Origin of the sequence: Janthinobacterium sp. NKUCC06_STL, from assembly GCF_019345455.1 — a bacterium.
Classification (GTDB): domain Bacteria; phylum Pseudomonadota; class Gammaproteobacteria; order Burkholderiales; family Burkholderiaceae_D; genus Janthinobacterium; species Janthinobacterium rivuli.
Genome location: NZ_JAHKQY010000001.1, coordinates 1,245,808 through 1,260,274 on the forward strand (window position 1 = coordinate 1,245,808; position 14,467 = coordinate 1,260,274).

Annotated in this window: 10 protein-coding genes; 6 read left to right on the forward strand and 4 right to left on the reverse strand. The window is 65.9% G+C overall.

What is annotated here, in order from left to right; all coding sequences use genetic code 11:
• Positions 1 to 42: 42 nt before the first annotated feature.
• The 6 genes from KO539_RS05640 to KO539_RS05665 all read left to right on the forward strand — a co-directional run bounded on the left by KO539_RS05640 (position 43) and on the right by KO539_RS05665 (position 9,224).
• Positions 43 to 1,404: a response regulator gene (locus KO539_RS05640; protein ID WP_219307755.1), complete on the forward strand. Its 1,362-nt coding sequence runs from the start codon at positions 43 to 45 to the stop codon at positions 1,402 to 1,404.
• Between the two features lie 264 nt (positions 1,405 to 1,668).
• Positions 1,669 to 2,397 (forward strand): CerR family C-terminal domain-containing protein, encoded by a 729-nt coding sequence (locus KO539_RS05645; protein ID WP_219307757.1) that lies wholly within the window; start codon positions 1,669 to 1,671, stop codon positions 2,395 to 2,397.
• Entirely contained in the window at positions 2,394 to 3,806 is a 1,413-nt protein-coding gene (locus KO539_RS05650; RefSeq protein ID WP_374106339.1) for an efflux transporter outer membrane subunit, read from the forward strand. The genes KO539_RS05645 and KO539_RS05650 overlap by 4 nt, the downstream gene beginning before the upstream one ends.
• Before the next feature lie 13 nt (positions 3,807 to 3,819).
• Positions 3,820 to 4,989, forward strand: a complete 1,170-nt coding sequence (locus KO539_RS05655; protein WP_219307759.1) for an efflux RND transporter periplasmic adaptor subunit — start codon at positions 3,820 to 3,822, stop codon at positions 4,987 to 4,989.
• 9 nt (positions 4,990 to 4,998) lie between these two features.
• Positions 4,999 to 8,115 carry an efflux RND transporter permease subunit gene (locus tag KO539_RS05660; protein ID WP_219307761.1) on the forward strand — a complete coding sequence of 1,039 codons (3,117 nt, stop codon included), beginning with the start codon at positions 4,999 to 5,001 and terminating at the stop codon, positions 8,113 to 8,115.
• Positions 8,116 to 8,246: 131 nt separating this feature from the next.
• On the forward strand, positions 8,247 to 9,224 hold the full coding sequence (locus KO539_RS05665; protein WP_219307763.1) for a hypothetical protein: 978 nt from the start codon (positions 8,247 to 8,249) through the stop codon (positions 9,222 to 9,224).
• Between the two features lie 19 nt (positions 9,225 to 9,243).
• Here KO539_RS05665 and KO539_RS05670 read toward each other — a convergent pair whose 3' ends face one another.
• The 4 genes from KO539_RS05670 to KO539_RS05685 form a co-directional block, all read right to left on the reverse strand.
• Entirely contained in the window at positions 9,244 to 9,984 is a 741-nt protein-coding gene (locus tag KO539_RS05670) for a tetratricopeptide repeat protein (RefSeq protein WP_219307765.1), read from the reverse strand.
• A gap of 91 nt (positions 9,985 to 10,075) precedes the next feature.
• A complete protein-coding gene (locus KO539_RS05675) occupies positions 10,076 to 11,470 on the reverse strand; it encodes an efflux transporter outer membrane subunit (protein ID WP_219307767.1) in 1,395 nt (464 codons plus the stop codon).
• Positions 11,467 to 12,660, reverse strand: coding sequence for an HlyD family secretion protein (locus tag KO539_RS05680; RefSeq protein WP_257626116.1), 1,194 nt, complete (start codon positions 12,658 to 12,660; stop codon positions 11,467 to 11,469). The genes KO539_RS05675 and KO539_RS05680 overlap by 4 nt, the downstream gene beginning before the upstream one ends.
• A complete protein-coding gene (locus tag KO539_RS05685) occupies positions 12,647 to 14,341 on the reverse strand; it encodes an MFS transporter (RefSeq protein WP_219307770.1) in 1,695 nt (564 codons plus the stop codon). The genes KO539_RS05680 and KO539_RS05685 overlap by 14 nt, the downstream gene beginning before the upstream one ends.
• Positions 14,342 to 14,467 lie beyond the last annotated feature (126 nt).

The window sequence follows — 14,467 nt, forward strand, 5'->3', positions numbered from 1 at the left end:
ACGGCGCCCAGCATCACCACACTGAAATCCTAGGAGAGGTCTGTGGACTCCAACAACCAAATCAAGCCTGACGAAATCGAGATCCTGATCGTCGAGGATAGCCCGACCCAGGCGGAGCGCTTGCGCCGCCTGATCCAGTCACTGCACTATAACGCGCGCGTGGCGGCGAATGGCCAGCTGGCCCTGGCCGCCATCCGCGAGCGCAAGCCGCACCTGGTGCTGTCCGATATCGTCATGCCTGAAATGAATGGCTACGACCTGTGCCGCGCCATCAAGTCCGATCCGACCCTGCGCGACATCCCCGTGATCCTCGTCACCTCGCTCAACGACCCGAAGGACATCATCCGCGGCATCGAGTGCGGCGCCGACAATTTCATCCGCAAGCCCTACGCGGAAGACTACCTGCTCAACCGCATCAGCCACATGCTGATGAACCAGAAGCTGCGCAAGAACCAGAATGTGGAAATCGGCATCGCCCTGTACCTGGGCGACCAGAAGCATTTCATCAATGCGGAACGCCAGCAAATCCTCGACCTGCTGATCTCGACCTATGAACAGGCGGTGCAGGTCAACGGTGAACTGCAGGCGCGCGAACGCCAGGTGATCGAGCTGAACATGCGCCTGGCACACCATGCGGCCGAACTGGAGACCATCAACCGCGAAATCGCCCTGAAAAACCTGGAGCTGGCCGAGGCGAGCCGCATGAAGTCGGCCTTCATCGCCAACATGTCGCATGAACTGCGCACACCGCTGAACGCCATCATCGGGTTTACGGGCGCGCTGCTGATGAAACTGCCCGGCCCCCTGACGTCCGACCAGGACAAGCAACTCAATACCATCCGCGCCAGCGCGCGCCATCTGCTCTCGCTGATCAACGACATCCTCGACGTGGCCAAGATCGAAGCGGGCAAGCTGACCCTGTCGATCGAACCCGTACACTGCCAGGAACTGATGGCCGACGTGGCCGACACCCTGCGCCCTCTGGCCCAGCAAAAAGGCCTGGCGCTGGAACTCGAACTGGGCGAGCCAGGTCAATCTCCCGCCATCATCGAGACGGACCGCCGCGCGCTGACGCAAATCCTCATCAACCTGCTCAACAACGCCATCAAGTTCACGGAACAGGGCACGGTGCGCATCAGCCTGTCCCAGCGCGACGAAGACGGCGTGCAGGTGACGGAAATGAGCATCGCCGACAGCGGCGCCGGCATCAAGGAAGAAGACCAGGCCAAGCTGTTCCAGGCCTTCTCGCAGCTCGATTCCACCTCCACGCGCCACGTGGAAGGCGCGGGACTGGGCCTGTACCTGTGCCAGAACCTGGCCAACGCCATCGGCGGCGCCCTGTTCTTCAACAGCGACTACGGCTCCGGCAGCACGTTTACCCTGGCCCTGCGCAGCAAGGACTGAGCTTCTGTGCGCCGCAGCATGCAACACCGGCTTTTTGCCATCGAAAAGAGACCGATACAGTAGTTCTACGGTATTGCACTGCACCATTTTCAGCGCTATAGTAGAACTGTCTCCTCCAATTCGTTCTCCGAACATTGGATTCAGCCCGCGAATACAACCGCGGGCTTTTTTTTGCCTGCGTTTTTCATTATCTTCATCCTTTCTTAACTAAATCAAGCGGCTTAGTTATATCAATCGTTTGAGATATGTGATTAAATCTCCGGCATGATTGAAAAAACCGCCATCCCCACTTCCCACGCCGACGATGGGCGCAAGCCCCGTTCCGACGGCGAGCAGTCGCGCGAGCGGCTGCTGCATAGCGCCATCCGCCTGTTTGCCGAACAGGGCTACGCCAAGACCTCCACGCGTGAACTGGCGCAGGCGGCCGGCACGAACGCGGCCGCCATCAGCTATTATTTTGGCGACAAGGCGGGCCTGTACCGCGCCGCCTTCTCCCATCAATTATCTGATCCACAAGACAATATCGCCCTGTACGAGCAACCCCATTTCACCCTGCGCCAAAGCCTGGAAGGCTTTTATGCGCAATTGCTCGCGCCCATGCAGCAGGGAGACATCGCGCGCGACTGCATGCGCCTGTGGTGCCGCGAAATGCTCGAACCGACAGGCCTGTGGGCACGCGAGGTCGACCAGAATATCCGTGCCGAACACGAGGCGCTCGCGCGCGTGCTGGCGCGCCACCTGGGCGCCCCCGACAACAGCGACGACATGCACCGGCTGGCGTTTTCCATCGCCTCGCTGGCCCTGCAGCACATGGTCGGCACCGAGGTGCTGCAAACCTTGCGCCCGCAACTGCTGGAATCGCCGCAGGCCATCGACACCTGGCTGGCGCGCCTGACCGACTACGCGCTGGCCATGGCCGACGTGGAGCGCCAGCGCCTGGCCATGCCTCCCTCACTCTCTACACCTCAACGACAAGCAGAAGGACCAGCATGATGACTATTCGATGCACCGTTCAACGCGTCCTGGCCGCCAGCGTCGTGCTGGCGCTGGGCGGCTGCGCCCTGCAGGGGCCGCCCGCAGCGGTGGCCGCCAGCGCGCCCGCGCAGTGGCAGGCGCCGCTGCCGCACAACGGCAAGCTGACGGACCTGGCCAGCTGGTGGCAGGGCCAGGGCGACAGCCTGCTGGTGGAATTGATCACCGACGCGCAGCAAGTCAGCCCGACCATCGCCGCCGCCGGCACGCGCATCGCGCAGGCGCGCGCGGACCGCATCGCCAGCGGCGCCGCGCTGGCGCCCACCCTGGACGCGACGGGCAGCGTAGTGCGCACCAGCCAGCAATCGGCGCAACCGAGCGGCACCACCTCGCAGGCAGCCTTGCAGGCATCGTGGGAAATTGACGTGTTCGGCGCCAACCGCGCCACGCGCGACGCGGCGCAGGAGCGCTACGACAGCGCCCGCGCGCTCTGGCATGAAGCCCGCGTCTCGGTGGCCGCCGAAGTGGCGAACCAGTACTACGCCTTGCGCACCTGCCAGCAATTGCAGGCCGTGTCCGAACAGGACGCCGTCTCGCGCCGCGACTCGGCGCGCCTGACGGAACTGAGCGCCGGCGCCGGCTTCCAACCGCCCGCCAACGCCGCCCTGGCCCGCGCCAGCGCGGCCGAAGGCGCCAGCCGCGCCATCGAACAACGCGCCGCCTGCGACGTGAATGTCAAGGCGCTGGTGGCCCTGTCGGCCATGCCGGAAGCGTCGCTGCGCCAGAAGCTGGCGGCCAGCCCCGCCATCCTGCCTTCGCCTGTGGCGATCGCGGAACTGCCGGCGCAAACCCTGGGCCAGCGGCCCGACATCTACAGCGCCGAACGCGAAGTGGCGGCCGCCAGCTTCGAAGTGCGCGGCGCGCAAGCGCAGCGCTACCCGCGCCTGAGCCTTGCCGGCTCCATCGGCAAGGGCAATATCCGCGCCGGCGGCACCAGCATCACGGCCAGCACCTGGAGCATCGGCCCGCTGGCCGTCAGCCTGCCCATCTTCGACGGCGGCACCCGGCGCGCGCAGATCGACGCGTCCACGGCGCGCTACGACGAAGCCGTGGTGAAATACCGCGCCGGCGTGCGCCAGGCCGTGCGCGAAGTGGAAGAGGCACTGGTCAACCTGGCCAGCACGGACGAGCGCAGCAGCCATGCGAAAACGGCACTGGAAGGCTACCGCGTGTCGTTCGTCGCCACGGAAGACCGCTACAAGAATGGCCTGGCCAGCCTGATCGAACTGGAAGACGCGCGCCGCACGCGCCTGGCCGCCGAAAACACGGTGGTCAATCTCGAGCGCGAACGCAGCGCCGCCTGGGTGGCGCTGTACCGCGCCGCCGGCGGCGGCTGGACCAGCAGCGCCATCGCCAACAACGCCCCCTGACGGATACGACAACATGAAAAAACTGACCTTGAAACCGATGGCGCTCGCCCTTGCCGCCCTTTGCGTTGTGCTGGGCGCCGGCGTGGCCCTGTACTCCCCTTCCTCCACCGCGGCGGACGACGCCAAGGATAAAAACGCGGCGCAAAAGCCGGCGCTCACCGTCACCACGGCCAAGCCGCAGACGGCCAGCCTGCCCATCAAGCTGCAGGCCAACGGCAACGTGGCCGCCTGGCAGGAAGCCGTCATCGGCAGCGAATCGAACGGCTTGCGTCTGACCGACGTGCGCGTGAATGTCGGCGACGTCGTGCGCGCCGGCCAGGTGCTGGCCGTGTTCTCGAACGACACGGTGAACGCCGACGTGGCGCAGGCGAAGGCCGCCGTGCTGGAGGCGGAGGCGAATGCGGCCGAGGCGGCCGCCAACGCGCAGCGCGCCCGCTCGCTGCAAAGCACGGGCGCCATCAGCGCGCAGCAGATCAGCCAGTACCTGACGGCCGAACAGACGGCCAATGCGCGCATCGCGTCCGCCAAGGCGCAGCTGGCGTCGCAGCAGCTGCGCTTGAAATACACGCAGGTGGTGGCGCCCGACAGCGGCATCATTTCCTCGCGCTCGGCCACAGTCGGTTCCGTGGTGGGCGCCGGCACGGAACTGTTCCGCATGATCCGCCAGGGCCGCCTCGAATGGCGCGCCGAAGTGACGGCCACCGAGCTGCTGAATCTGAAACCGGGCACCCTGGCGCAAGTGAAGGCGGCCAACGGCAGCGTCTTGACAGGCAAGGTGCGCATGATCGCCCCCACCGTCGATCCGCAGACGCGTTCCGCCCTCGTGTATGTCGACCTGCCGGCCAGCACGGGCACGAATGCGCCGTTCAAGGCCGGCATGTACGCCAGCGGCGAATTTGAACTCGGTACCTCGGGCGCGCTGACGGTGCCGCAGCAGGCGATTGCCGTGCGCGATGGCTTCAGTTATGTCTTCCGCCTCAATCCCGACCAGCGGGTCAGCCAGATCAAGGTGCAGGCCGGACGGCGCCTGAGCGACCGCATCGAAATCCTTGGCGGCATCACGGCCGACACGACGATTGTCGTCAGTGGCGCCGGCTTCCTCAATGACGGAGATTTGGTGCGCAATGTGCAAAACCCGGTAGCGGCACCGGCAGCAGCCAAGCCGGCCGCAGTGAAAAAATAAGGAGAGGCCATGAATTTTTCCTCCCTCTCGATCAAGAATCCGATCCCGGCCATCATGCTGTTCGTGCTGCTGACCCTGGCCGGTCTGCTGGCCTACAAGGCCAATCCGGTGCAGGATTTCCCCGACATCGAACTGCCCATCGTCACCGTCAGCGCGGTGCTGCCCGGCGCCGCGCCGGCCCAGCTGGAAACGGAAGTGGCGCGCAAGATCGAAGACTCCGTCGCCACCCTGCAAGGCGTGAAAAACATCTACACCAAGGTGCTCGATGGCGTCGTCACGGTGACCGTCGAATTCATCCTGGAAAAACAGATCGCCGAAGCCGTCAACGATGTGCGCGACGCCGTCGCCCGCGTGAAAGCGGACATGCCGGCCGAGCTGCGCGACCCCACCGTCACCAAGGCTTCCACGGCCGGACGCGTGGTGCTGACCTTTATCGCCACGGCCAAACCCGGTGTCGATAATCCGCTCGATGCGCCCGACCTGTCCTGGTTCGTCGACAACACGGTGGCCAAGCGCCTCCTGACCGTGCCCGGCGTGGGTGCCGTCACCCGTGTCGGCGGCGTGTACCGCGAGATCCAGGTGGAACTCGACGAGGCGCGCATGGCCGCATTGAAGGTGTCGGCCCTCGACGTCTCGCGCCAGCTGCGCCTGGTGCAGCGTGAAGCGCCTGGCGGCAGGGGCGACATCAGCGGCGCCGAGCAGTCCGTGCGCACCATCGCCACCGTGAAAACGGCCGATGAACTGTCGCGCGTGGAAGTGCCGCTGCCCGACGGGCGCCATGTGCGCCTGGACCAGGTCGCCACCGTGCGCGACACCATCGCCGAGCCGCGCGTGCTGGCCGAGCAGGATGGCAAAACGGTCGTCGCCTTTGAAGTGTTCCGCACCAAGGGCGCCAGCGAAGTGGCCGTCGCCAAGGGCGCGCGCGACGCCATCGCCGACCTGCAGAAAGAAAACCCGAACGTGGTGCTGCAGCAGTCGATCGACAATGCCTTCCCCGTCGAGGAAAACTTCGACGGCTCGATGGAGCTGCTGTATGAAGGCGCGCTGCTGGCCGTGCTGGTGGTGTGGTGGTTCCTGCGCGACTGGCGCGCCACCCTGGTGGCCGCCGCCGCCCTGCCCCTGTCCGTGATGCCCGCTTTCCTCGGCATCTACTGGTTCGGCTACACGCTCAACACCGTCACCCTGCTGTCGCTGGCCCTCGTCGTCGGCGTGCTGGTCGACGACGCCATCGTGGAAATCGAAAATATCGAGCGCCATCTGCGCATGGGCAAGTCGCCGATGGAAGCGGCCATGGAAGCGGCCGATGAAATCGGCATGGCGGTCATCGCCACCACGTTCGCGCTGGTGGCCGTGTTCTTGCCGACGGCCTTCATGAGCGGCATTCCCGGCCTGTTCTTCAAGCAGTTCGGCTGGACGGCCGTGCTGGCCGTGCTGGCGTCCCTGGTGGTGGCGCGGCTGCTGACACCGATGATGGCCGCCTACATATTGAAACCGCTGCCGCACAAGGAAGAGCAGGATGGCTGGCTGATGACGCGCTACCTGACGGTCATGCGCTGGTGCCTGAACCACCGCGGCATCACGGCCATCGCCGCTGCGCTGTTCTTTGTCGGCGCCATCGCGCTCGTGCCGCTGCTGCCGACCGGCTTCGTGCCGGCCGCCGACCGCGCACAGACGCAGATCAACCTGGAACTGCCGCCCGGCTCCACCCTGGGCGAAACGCAGGCCGTGGCAGCCCTGGCGCGCGATGCGGCCATGCGCACGCCGGGTGTCCAGGGCGTCTTCAGTTCGATAGGCGGCGGTTCCAGCGGCGACGCCTTCGCCCCCGGCGCCGCGGCCGAGGCGCGCCGCGCCGTGCTGACCCTGACCACCGTGCACCGCACCGAGCGCAAGGAATCGATGGCGGACCTGGAAACGCAGTTGCGCAACAAGCTCGATACCATCCCCGGCGCCCGCTTCACGGTGGGACCGCCCGACACGGGCGTCAAGATGCAGCTGGTGCTGCGTTCGGAAGACCCGGTGGCTTTGATGGCGGCGGCGCAAAAGGTCGAGCGCGAGCTGCGCGGCCTGAAAGGCATCGGCAACGTCAATTCCAGCGCCTCGCTGGTGCGCCCGGAAATCATCGTGCGTCCTGATTTCGCCAAGGCGGCCGACCTGGGCGTGACGGCGGCAGCCATCGGCGAAACCGTGCGCGTGGCCACGGCCGGCGACTACGACACGGACCTGACGAAAATGAACCTGCCCGAGCGGCAAGTGCCGATCCGCGTCAAGCTGCCCAACAGCGTGCGCGCCGACCTGGCCGCCATCGAGCGCCTGACCGTGCCCGGCAAGAATGGTCCCGTGCGCCTGGCGAACGTGGCCACGGTGACGATGGAAAGCGGCCCGGCGCAGATCGACCGCTTGAACCGCAGCCGCAACGTCACCTTGGACGTGGAACTCGGTTCGCGCACCCTCGGTGAATTGAACGTGGAAGCGCGCGCGCTGCCGTCGATGAAGAATTTGCCGCCATCCGTGAAGATCGCCGAACTGGGCGACGCGCAGGAGATGGCCTCGCTGTTCGCCAGCTTCGGCCTGGCCATGCTGATCGGCGTGCTGTGCATCTACTGCGTGCTGGTGCTGCTGTTCAAGGACTTCATGCAGCCGGTGACCATCCTGGCGGCGCTGCCGCTATCGATCGGCGGCGCCTTCGTGGCGCTCTTGATCACGGGCAGCGCCCTGTCGATGCCGTCGATGATCGGCCTGATCATGCTGATGGGGATCGTCACCAAGAACTCGATCCTGCTGGTCGACTATGCGATCCTGGCGCGCCAGGCGGGCATGAACCGCTTCGACGCGCTGGTCGACGCCTGCCACAAGCGCAGCCGTCCCATCCTGATGACGACGATCGCCATGGGCGCCGGCATGATGCCGCTGGCACTGGGCTGGGGCGCCGACCCCAGCTTCCGTTCGCCGATGGCCATTACCGTCATCGGTGGCCTGATCACCTCTACCCTATTGAGCCTGCTGGTGGTGCCGGCCGTGTTCACCTACATCGACGACCTCGAGCACCTGCTCAAGCGCGGCATGGCGAAACTGCGCCGCCAGAAGGCGCCGCTGCGACGCGATGACAAGGTGGCGCTGGAAAAATAAGCGCCGCCATTGTTTGCAAAATCGCCCCCTGCGGGCAAGGAAGCGAGGGATCGGCCGCCAGGCCGCGCTCCCTCGCTGCCATCTATCTGGCATACTGCGCCCATTCTCCATGAACGCAATCTGCCCTGCCTATGAATTACCGTACCCCGCTCGTCCTGCTGCTGGTATCCGCGCTGCTCGGCGCCTGCTCGGACAAGACCGCCCCCGCCAGCGCCGACCTGGCAGCTGACGTGGTCACCGAAGTCCCCGCAGCCGCTGCCGCAGCAGACTCCGCATCGGCCGAACACGTGCCGCCGCCGGCCGCCACCGCCCCCAGGACGGAAGCGATGAACACGCCGCAGGCGCGCGAGCGCGAGGTGGGCATGATGCGCGCCGTCTTCGGCAAGGACTACCGCAGCGACAGCGAGGATGCGCTGGCCGACCTGTCCGATCCCGATAACCACGTCGACAAACTCAGTTACGTGGTCAGCGCCGTCAGCCACAAGCTGCTGCCCGATGGACGTGCCATTCTGGTGGCAAATGCGGAAACGGCCAACACGGAAGGCACGGCCGAATCGGCGCATGCCTCATCGGGACTGTTGAATGTGTTTTTCCTGGCGCCCAAGGGCCAGCCGGAAGACGGCCAGTGGCAAGTTGTGAAGCGGCTGGAAAACATCGCCGCCCTCGGTTCGTCGGGCCAGCTCGGCGAAGTCCACTGGGTCATGCTGGGCGCGAACAAGCCGGGACTGGCGATCCGCCATGGCTATACGGGTCAGGGCTACACCATCACGCAACTGGCCCTGTTTGAAATCGGCGACGACAAGGTGACCGCACTCGATGGCGGCATCGACCTGTACTCGGACAATATGGGCGCCTGCACGCCGGACATGGACGAGTGCTGGATGGTCGATGGCAAGTGGCGCTTCGCGCCAGCGCGCAATGGCGGCGCCTACGATGACTTGCTGATCGATTTCAAGGGCGCCTCCGAGAAGATCAAGCCCGGCATCACGGTCAAGCCCGACGAAGACCCGCCGCGCATCGCCACGTCCCTCAACGGCCACGCGCGCTATGGCTTCGATGGCAAGGGATACAAACTGGTCGAGGGCAAGAACACGGTGCCTGGCGTCTGAGCCAGACACCGGCAACACATCAGCGGCGCGCCGCTTCCAGGCGCACCAGCAGCGGCGCATACATGGCACGCGTATGGCTGCTCCAGCGGGCCATGGCGCTGTCGATATCGAGCAGCAAACGCTCCGACAATACCTTGTCGCCCTGTCGCAGCGCCCAGATCGCGCACTCGGCGCGGCACTCGAAGCTGTTGTAGCGCGTCAGCGCATCGTCGAATTCCGCCTTCGCTTCCACCTGGCGCCCGCTTTGCGCCAGCGCGCGCGCCGTCAGCAGGGACACCATCTCGGGACGAAATTGGATATCCGTGCGGCGGATGAATTCCAGGTGCGTCAGCGCTTCGGCGCCCCGTTCGCATTCCAGGTAGGCGCGTGCCGCACCGAGGCGAATTTCCAGGTCCGAGGAAAACGCTCCCCGCAGGCAGGCTTCGTACGTCGATGCCGCTTCCTGCGCATCGCCCGCTTCGAGCTGCGCGCTGGCCAGGCGCATCTGGTTTTGCGCCGTCGGCGTGTACTCGAAAGCGGCTTTCGCCTCGCGCAATTCGCGGTTCGGATCGAGCACCTGCACGGCCACCGAAGCGACCTTGCGCGCGCCTTGCGGCAGGCGCGAATTGGGCAGGTAGATGGCGAAGAAATACACCACGCTGCCCAGCAGCGGGAACATGAATAAAATGAGCAGCCAGTACAGCTGCTGCCCGTTGCGCACCACGTGGATCGCAAAAAATACCGCGATCAGGATGTGGATGCCTATGCCAAAAATCGTCATGCTGCGACCTCGTTCGTGATGGGAGCAGCCGGCACCATGCCGCCGCTTTCCCTGCTCAGAATATTACACTGGCCGCGCCGTGCACACGCGCCTATTGCGTCTTGGCCGACCAGCCGCCGCCCATGGCGCGGTACAGGTCGACCGAAGCGACGAGGATGCGCGTCTTCAGCTGCAGCAGGCCCACATCCGCGCTGTACAGGGTGCGCTGGGCGTCGAGTTCTTCCAGGTACGAGGCATAACCATTGCGGTAGCGGTTGTGCGCGATGCGCAGGGTGTCCGCCGCCGTCGCGCGGCGCGCATCGTTTTCCACGGCTTGCTGCCGCAGCCGGTAGATGGCGCCCAGGCTGTTTTCCGTTTCGGCGAAGGCATTGCGCACCACGTTTTCATACGCGTACACGAGCTGGTCGCGCTGCGCGCCAGCCGCATCCGTCTGCGCCTGCACCCGGCCGCCATCGAACAGGGGGCCGGCCGCCAAGGCCGTCAGGCGCCACAAGGCCGTGGGCGCATGCAAAAAATCGGTCAATGTCGTGGCCTGCCCACCGCCGACGGCCGTCAGCTTGAACGAGGGCAGCAGCTGGTCGCGCGTGGCGGCCAGGCTGGCGTTGGCGGCCGCCAGGTTGTGTTCCGCGCGCGCGATGTCGGGCCGCCGGCGCAGCAATTCGGATGGCAGGCCGGCCGGCACGCCGGGCGCCGCCAGCTCGGCCAGCGGCAAGCCGCGCGCGATGGGGCCGGGATTGCCGCCGACGAGGATGGCCAGCGCGTTTTCCTGTTCGAATATCTGCCGTTGCAGCTGCGGCACCTGTTCGGCCGCCGCATGGTATTCCGATTGCGCCTGCAGCCATTCCAGGCGCGAGCTGTAGCCCACCTCGAACTGCTTGCGCGCCAGCTCGCGCGACTGTTCGCGCAGCTGCAAGGTCGATTGCGTCAGCGCCAGCTGCGCGTCGAGTCCCCGCAAATTCAGATAACTCGTCGCCACGCTGGCGGCGATCGACAGGGCCGCCGCATCGAGGCTGGCCTGCTCGGCGCGATAGCTCTCGCCGGCCGCATCGCTCAGACTGGCCAGCCGGCCCCACACGTCGATTTCATAACTGGCCTGCAGTTCCGCCTGGAAGACGTTCGTCACATACGGCTTGCCGCTGGACGCCAGGGTGCGCGTGCGCGTGGGCGAGCCGTCGAAGGCCAGGTTGGGCGCGCGGTTCGCGTCGGCCTGCGCCAGGCGCGCGCGGTACTCCTGCACGCGGGCGCGCGCCACGCGCAAATCGCCATTGCGCGCCAGCGCCTCGCCCACCAGGTCGCTCAAGACCGGATCACCGAAGGCCTGCCACCACAGCTGCTCGACATGGGCCTCGGTCGCCGCAGGTGCGCCGATGGCTTGCGCACGCCAGCCGGATGGCAGCTGCAGTGCCGATGCGGGCTGCGGTGGCGCGTTGGCGGCGCAGCCGGCCAGCGCCAGCGCACCGGCCATCAGCAGGAAACGGCGCTTCATGGCTTGGCCTTCTTCGGTGGCGGTGGCGGCGCGGGATTCTCCGCCGAGTCGTTCAGCACGGCGGACGTGTCGACGCTGACCACCACCGACATGCCCGGCACGAGGCGGCGCGCATTTGCCTGGCCCGCATCGATACGGATGCGCACGGGAATGCGCTGGGCGATTTTGAGGTAGTTGCCCGTCGCGTTATCGGCCGGCAGCACGGAAAATTCGGAGCCGGTGGCTGGCGAAATGCGCTCGACCTGCCCCGTCAGCACGGCGCCGTCGAGCGCATCGACGTGGAAGGTGGCGCTCTGCCCTTCCTGCACGCCATTCATCTGCGTTTCCTTGAAATTGGCGATCACCCACATCTGGCGCGGCACCAGCGCCATCAGCTGCGCGCCCGAATTCACGTAGGCGCCCTGGCGCACCGTCACCTGGCCCAGCTGGCCATCGGATGGCGCCACGATGCGCGTGTTATCGAGATCGATCTTCGCCGCCTTGACGGCCGCCTGCGCATTGGCCACGGCCGCTTCCAGGGCCTGCTTGTTGACCACCACGGAATGCACGCTTTGCTGGGCGATGTCGAGGTTGGCTCTGGCCTGCGCCAGCGCTGCCGCCATCTGCGCCTGCGTGGCGCGCGACTGGTCGTGTTCGCGCTGCGACAATGAACCATCGGCCACCAGCTGCTCCACGCGATTGAGGTCGGCGCTGGCCTTGCGCGCCTGCGCTTCCGCATTCGCCATCACGGCCTCGCTGACGGAAATGCCCGCCTGCGCGCTGGCCTTTTGCTGTGCCCAGTTCGACAGCGCCGCCTGCTGCGCGGCCAGCTGGGCCTGCGCCTGCTCGTAGCGCTGCTGGTAGATGCGGTCATCGATGCGCACCAGCAGCTGGCCCTCCTTGACGTCCATGAAATCCTGCACCGTCACTTCCACTACATAGCCGGACAGTTGGGTGCCGATGATGGTCACCTGCCCGCGCACGGTGGCGTTTTCCGTCGTCACGATGGGACTGGTGAACGGCGGCAGCCGCCACGCGTACAGCACGATCAGCACGCCCACCAGGGCCACGGCGGCAAAGGCCAGCGCGGACAGCCACTGGTGGCGCCGGTCCGGCTGCGCCGTAGAAGGGGCGGCGGGTGCGGGTGCGGGTGCGGGTGCGGGTGCGGGTGCGGTGGGCTGTACTGGCGGCGTGGTGTTATTTTCTGTCATTGCTCGGTTCCGAATTGGTAATGGGGACGATGGCCATGGCCGTCTGCGCATCGCGCACGGGGCCGACCAGGCGGCGCGCGCCGGTGGTGATGCGGGTCCAGGACTGGCTGACCAGCATCCAGATCAGGGTGGCGATGGCGACGCCGGCGATCATCAAAAAAACGTCGTTGTAGGCCAGCACGTTGGCTTCGCGCGTGGCGATGGCGCCCAGGCGCGCCACGCCCTGGGCGCTGCGCAAGGCGGGATCCGTCAGCACGCCGCCATAGCTTGCGGCGCCGGACTGCACGCGCGCGGCCACCTGCGGGTCGAGCATGGTGAGATGCTCGACCAGGTAGCTGGAATGGTATTTTTCACGCGCCGTCTGGATGGTGCCGACGATGGCCGCACCGAGCAAGCCACCCAGGTTCTGCGTCATGGTAAACATCACGGAAAAACTCACCAGATTGCGCGGTTCGGCGATCACGGCGCCCATGCCGGCCACCATGGTGGGGCCGAGGAAATACGTGCCGCCAAAGGCCAGTAGAAACTGGCTGACATACATGTTGACGGGGCGCGTCTGGCTGGTGGCGTGCGCATCGATCAGGGCACCAAAGGCGATCAGCAGCAGCGCGAACATCAGCGAGCGGTTCAGGGTGGCCGGATTGATCGTCAGCGCGCTGACCACCAGGCCCGCCACGCTGCCCAGCAGGACCACGATGAACAGGTTCTGCATCTGGTCCGTGTTCAAGCCCAGCGCCTGCAAAAACCCGACGGCGCCCGTCGATTCGGACAGCACGATGCGAAACAGCAGCACGGATAAAAACAGCTTGGCGATCTTGCCCGTGGTGAGCCAGCGCGTGTTGAGCAGCGGGCGGGCGCGGTTATGTTCGATGGCCAGCGACGCGGCGATCAGCACGATGGAGCACGCCAGGCACACGCCCACCCACTCCGATTCCATCCACCACGCCGTGCGCCCCTGCGCCAGCACGGCGCACAGCAGTGCCACGCCGGGCGCGAACAGGATGAAAGTCAGGAAATCGAGCGGCTCGAACGTCTGCACGCGGTCGCCGGGCGGCAGTTTCAGGGCCAGCACGCAGCCCAGAGCCAGCAGGGCCAGTCCCAGCTCGAACAGGTACAGGCCGTGCCACTCGCCGATCTGCAGCAGTTCGGAAGTGAAGATGCGCGCCAGCGGCAAGGCCAGCTGGGCAAAACCAAGGCCCAGCACCACGCCTTTGAGGCGGTGGCGCGCGGGAAACGCCTGCAGGGTGTAGTACAGCCCCAGCACGCCCAGCGCACCGCCCACCATGCCATGCGCGGCGCGCACGGCGATCGCCGACGGCAAGGTATTCGCATACAGGTGGGCGAAGGTGACGAGCGCATACAGCACCAGGAACGCTTCCGTGAACAGGCGCAGGCCGAACTGCTGGCGGAACTTCACCAGCAGCAGATTCATGGAAACGATGGTCATCACGTAGGCGGCCGGCAGCCACTGCATCTGATAGGCGTAGGCGGCCAGCGATCCTTGCAGGTTCAGCAAATTGGCCGTCACCAGGCCGTTGCCCAGTCCCCCCGTCAGCGCGACGATCAGGCCGACGATGAAATACGCGACACGCTTGGGCGTCGAATGTTCGGGCATCGATGGCGACCCGGGCAAGGTCGGGCGTTCGCCCGGCCCCCAGGTCCGAGGTGTGTACTTGTCCATGCAGTAATCGCGATCCGGTTTGCTGAAGCCGTTCCTTGCTGCCGTTCTGCTTCCTTCAAGCAAATAGTTGCAAATGAACAGTTCTAGTCAGCAGCATATCACCGCAGGACGTTTTTATTGTTTACA

Coding starts and splice junctions, on each gene's coding strand:
- KO539_RS05645 (WP_219307757.1), top strand. CDS start 1,669: ATGATTGAAAAAACCGCCATCCCCACTTCCCACGCCGACGATGGGCGC.
- KO539_RS05650 (WP_374106339.1), top strand. CDS start 2,394: ATGATGACTATTCGATGCACCGTTCAACGCGTCCTGGCCGCCAGCGTC.
- KO539_RS05655 (WP_219307759.1), top strand. CDS start 3,820: ATGAAAAAACTGACCTTGAAACCGATGGCGCTCGCCCTTGCCGCCCTT.
- KO539_RS05660 (WP_219307761.1), top strand. CDS start 4,999: ATGAATTTTTCCTCCCTCTCGATCAAGAATCCGATCCCGGCCATCATG.
- KO539_RS05665 (WP_219307763.1), top strand. CDS start 8,247: ATGAATTACCGTACCCCGCTCGTCCTGCTGCTGGTATCCGCGCTGCTC.
- KO539_RS05670 (WP_219307765.1), bottom strand. CDS start 9,984: ATGACGATTTTTGGCATAGGCATCCACATCCTGATCGCGGTATTTTTT.
- KO539_RS05675 (WP_219307767.1), bottom strand. CDS start 11,470: ATGAAGCGCCGTTTCCTGCTGATGGCCGGTGCGCTGGCGCTGGCCGGC.
- KO539_RS05680 (WP_257626116.1), bottom strand. CDS start 12,660: ATGACAGAAAATAACACCACGCCGCCAGTACAGCCCACCGCACCCGCA.
- KO539_RS05685 (WP_219307770.1), bottom strand. CDS start 14,341: ATGGACAAGTACACACCTCGGACCTGGGGGCCGGGCGAACGCCCGACC.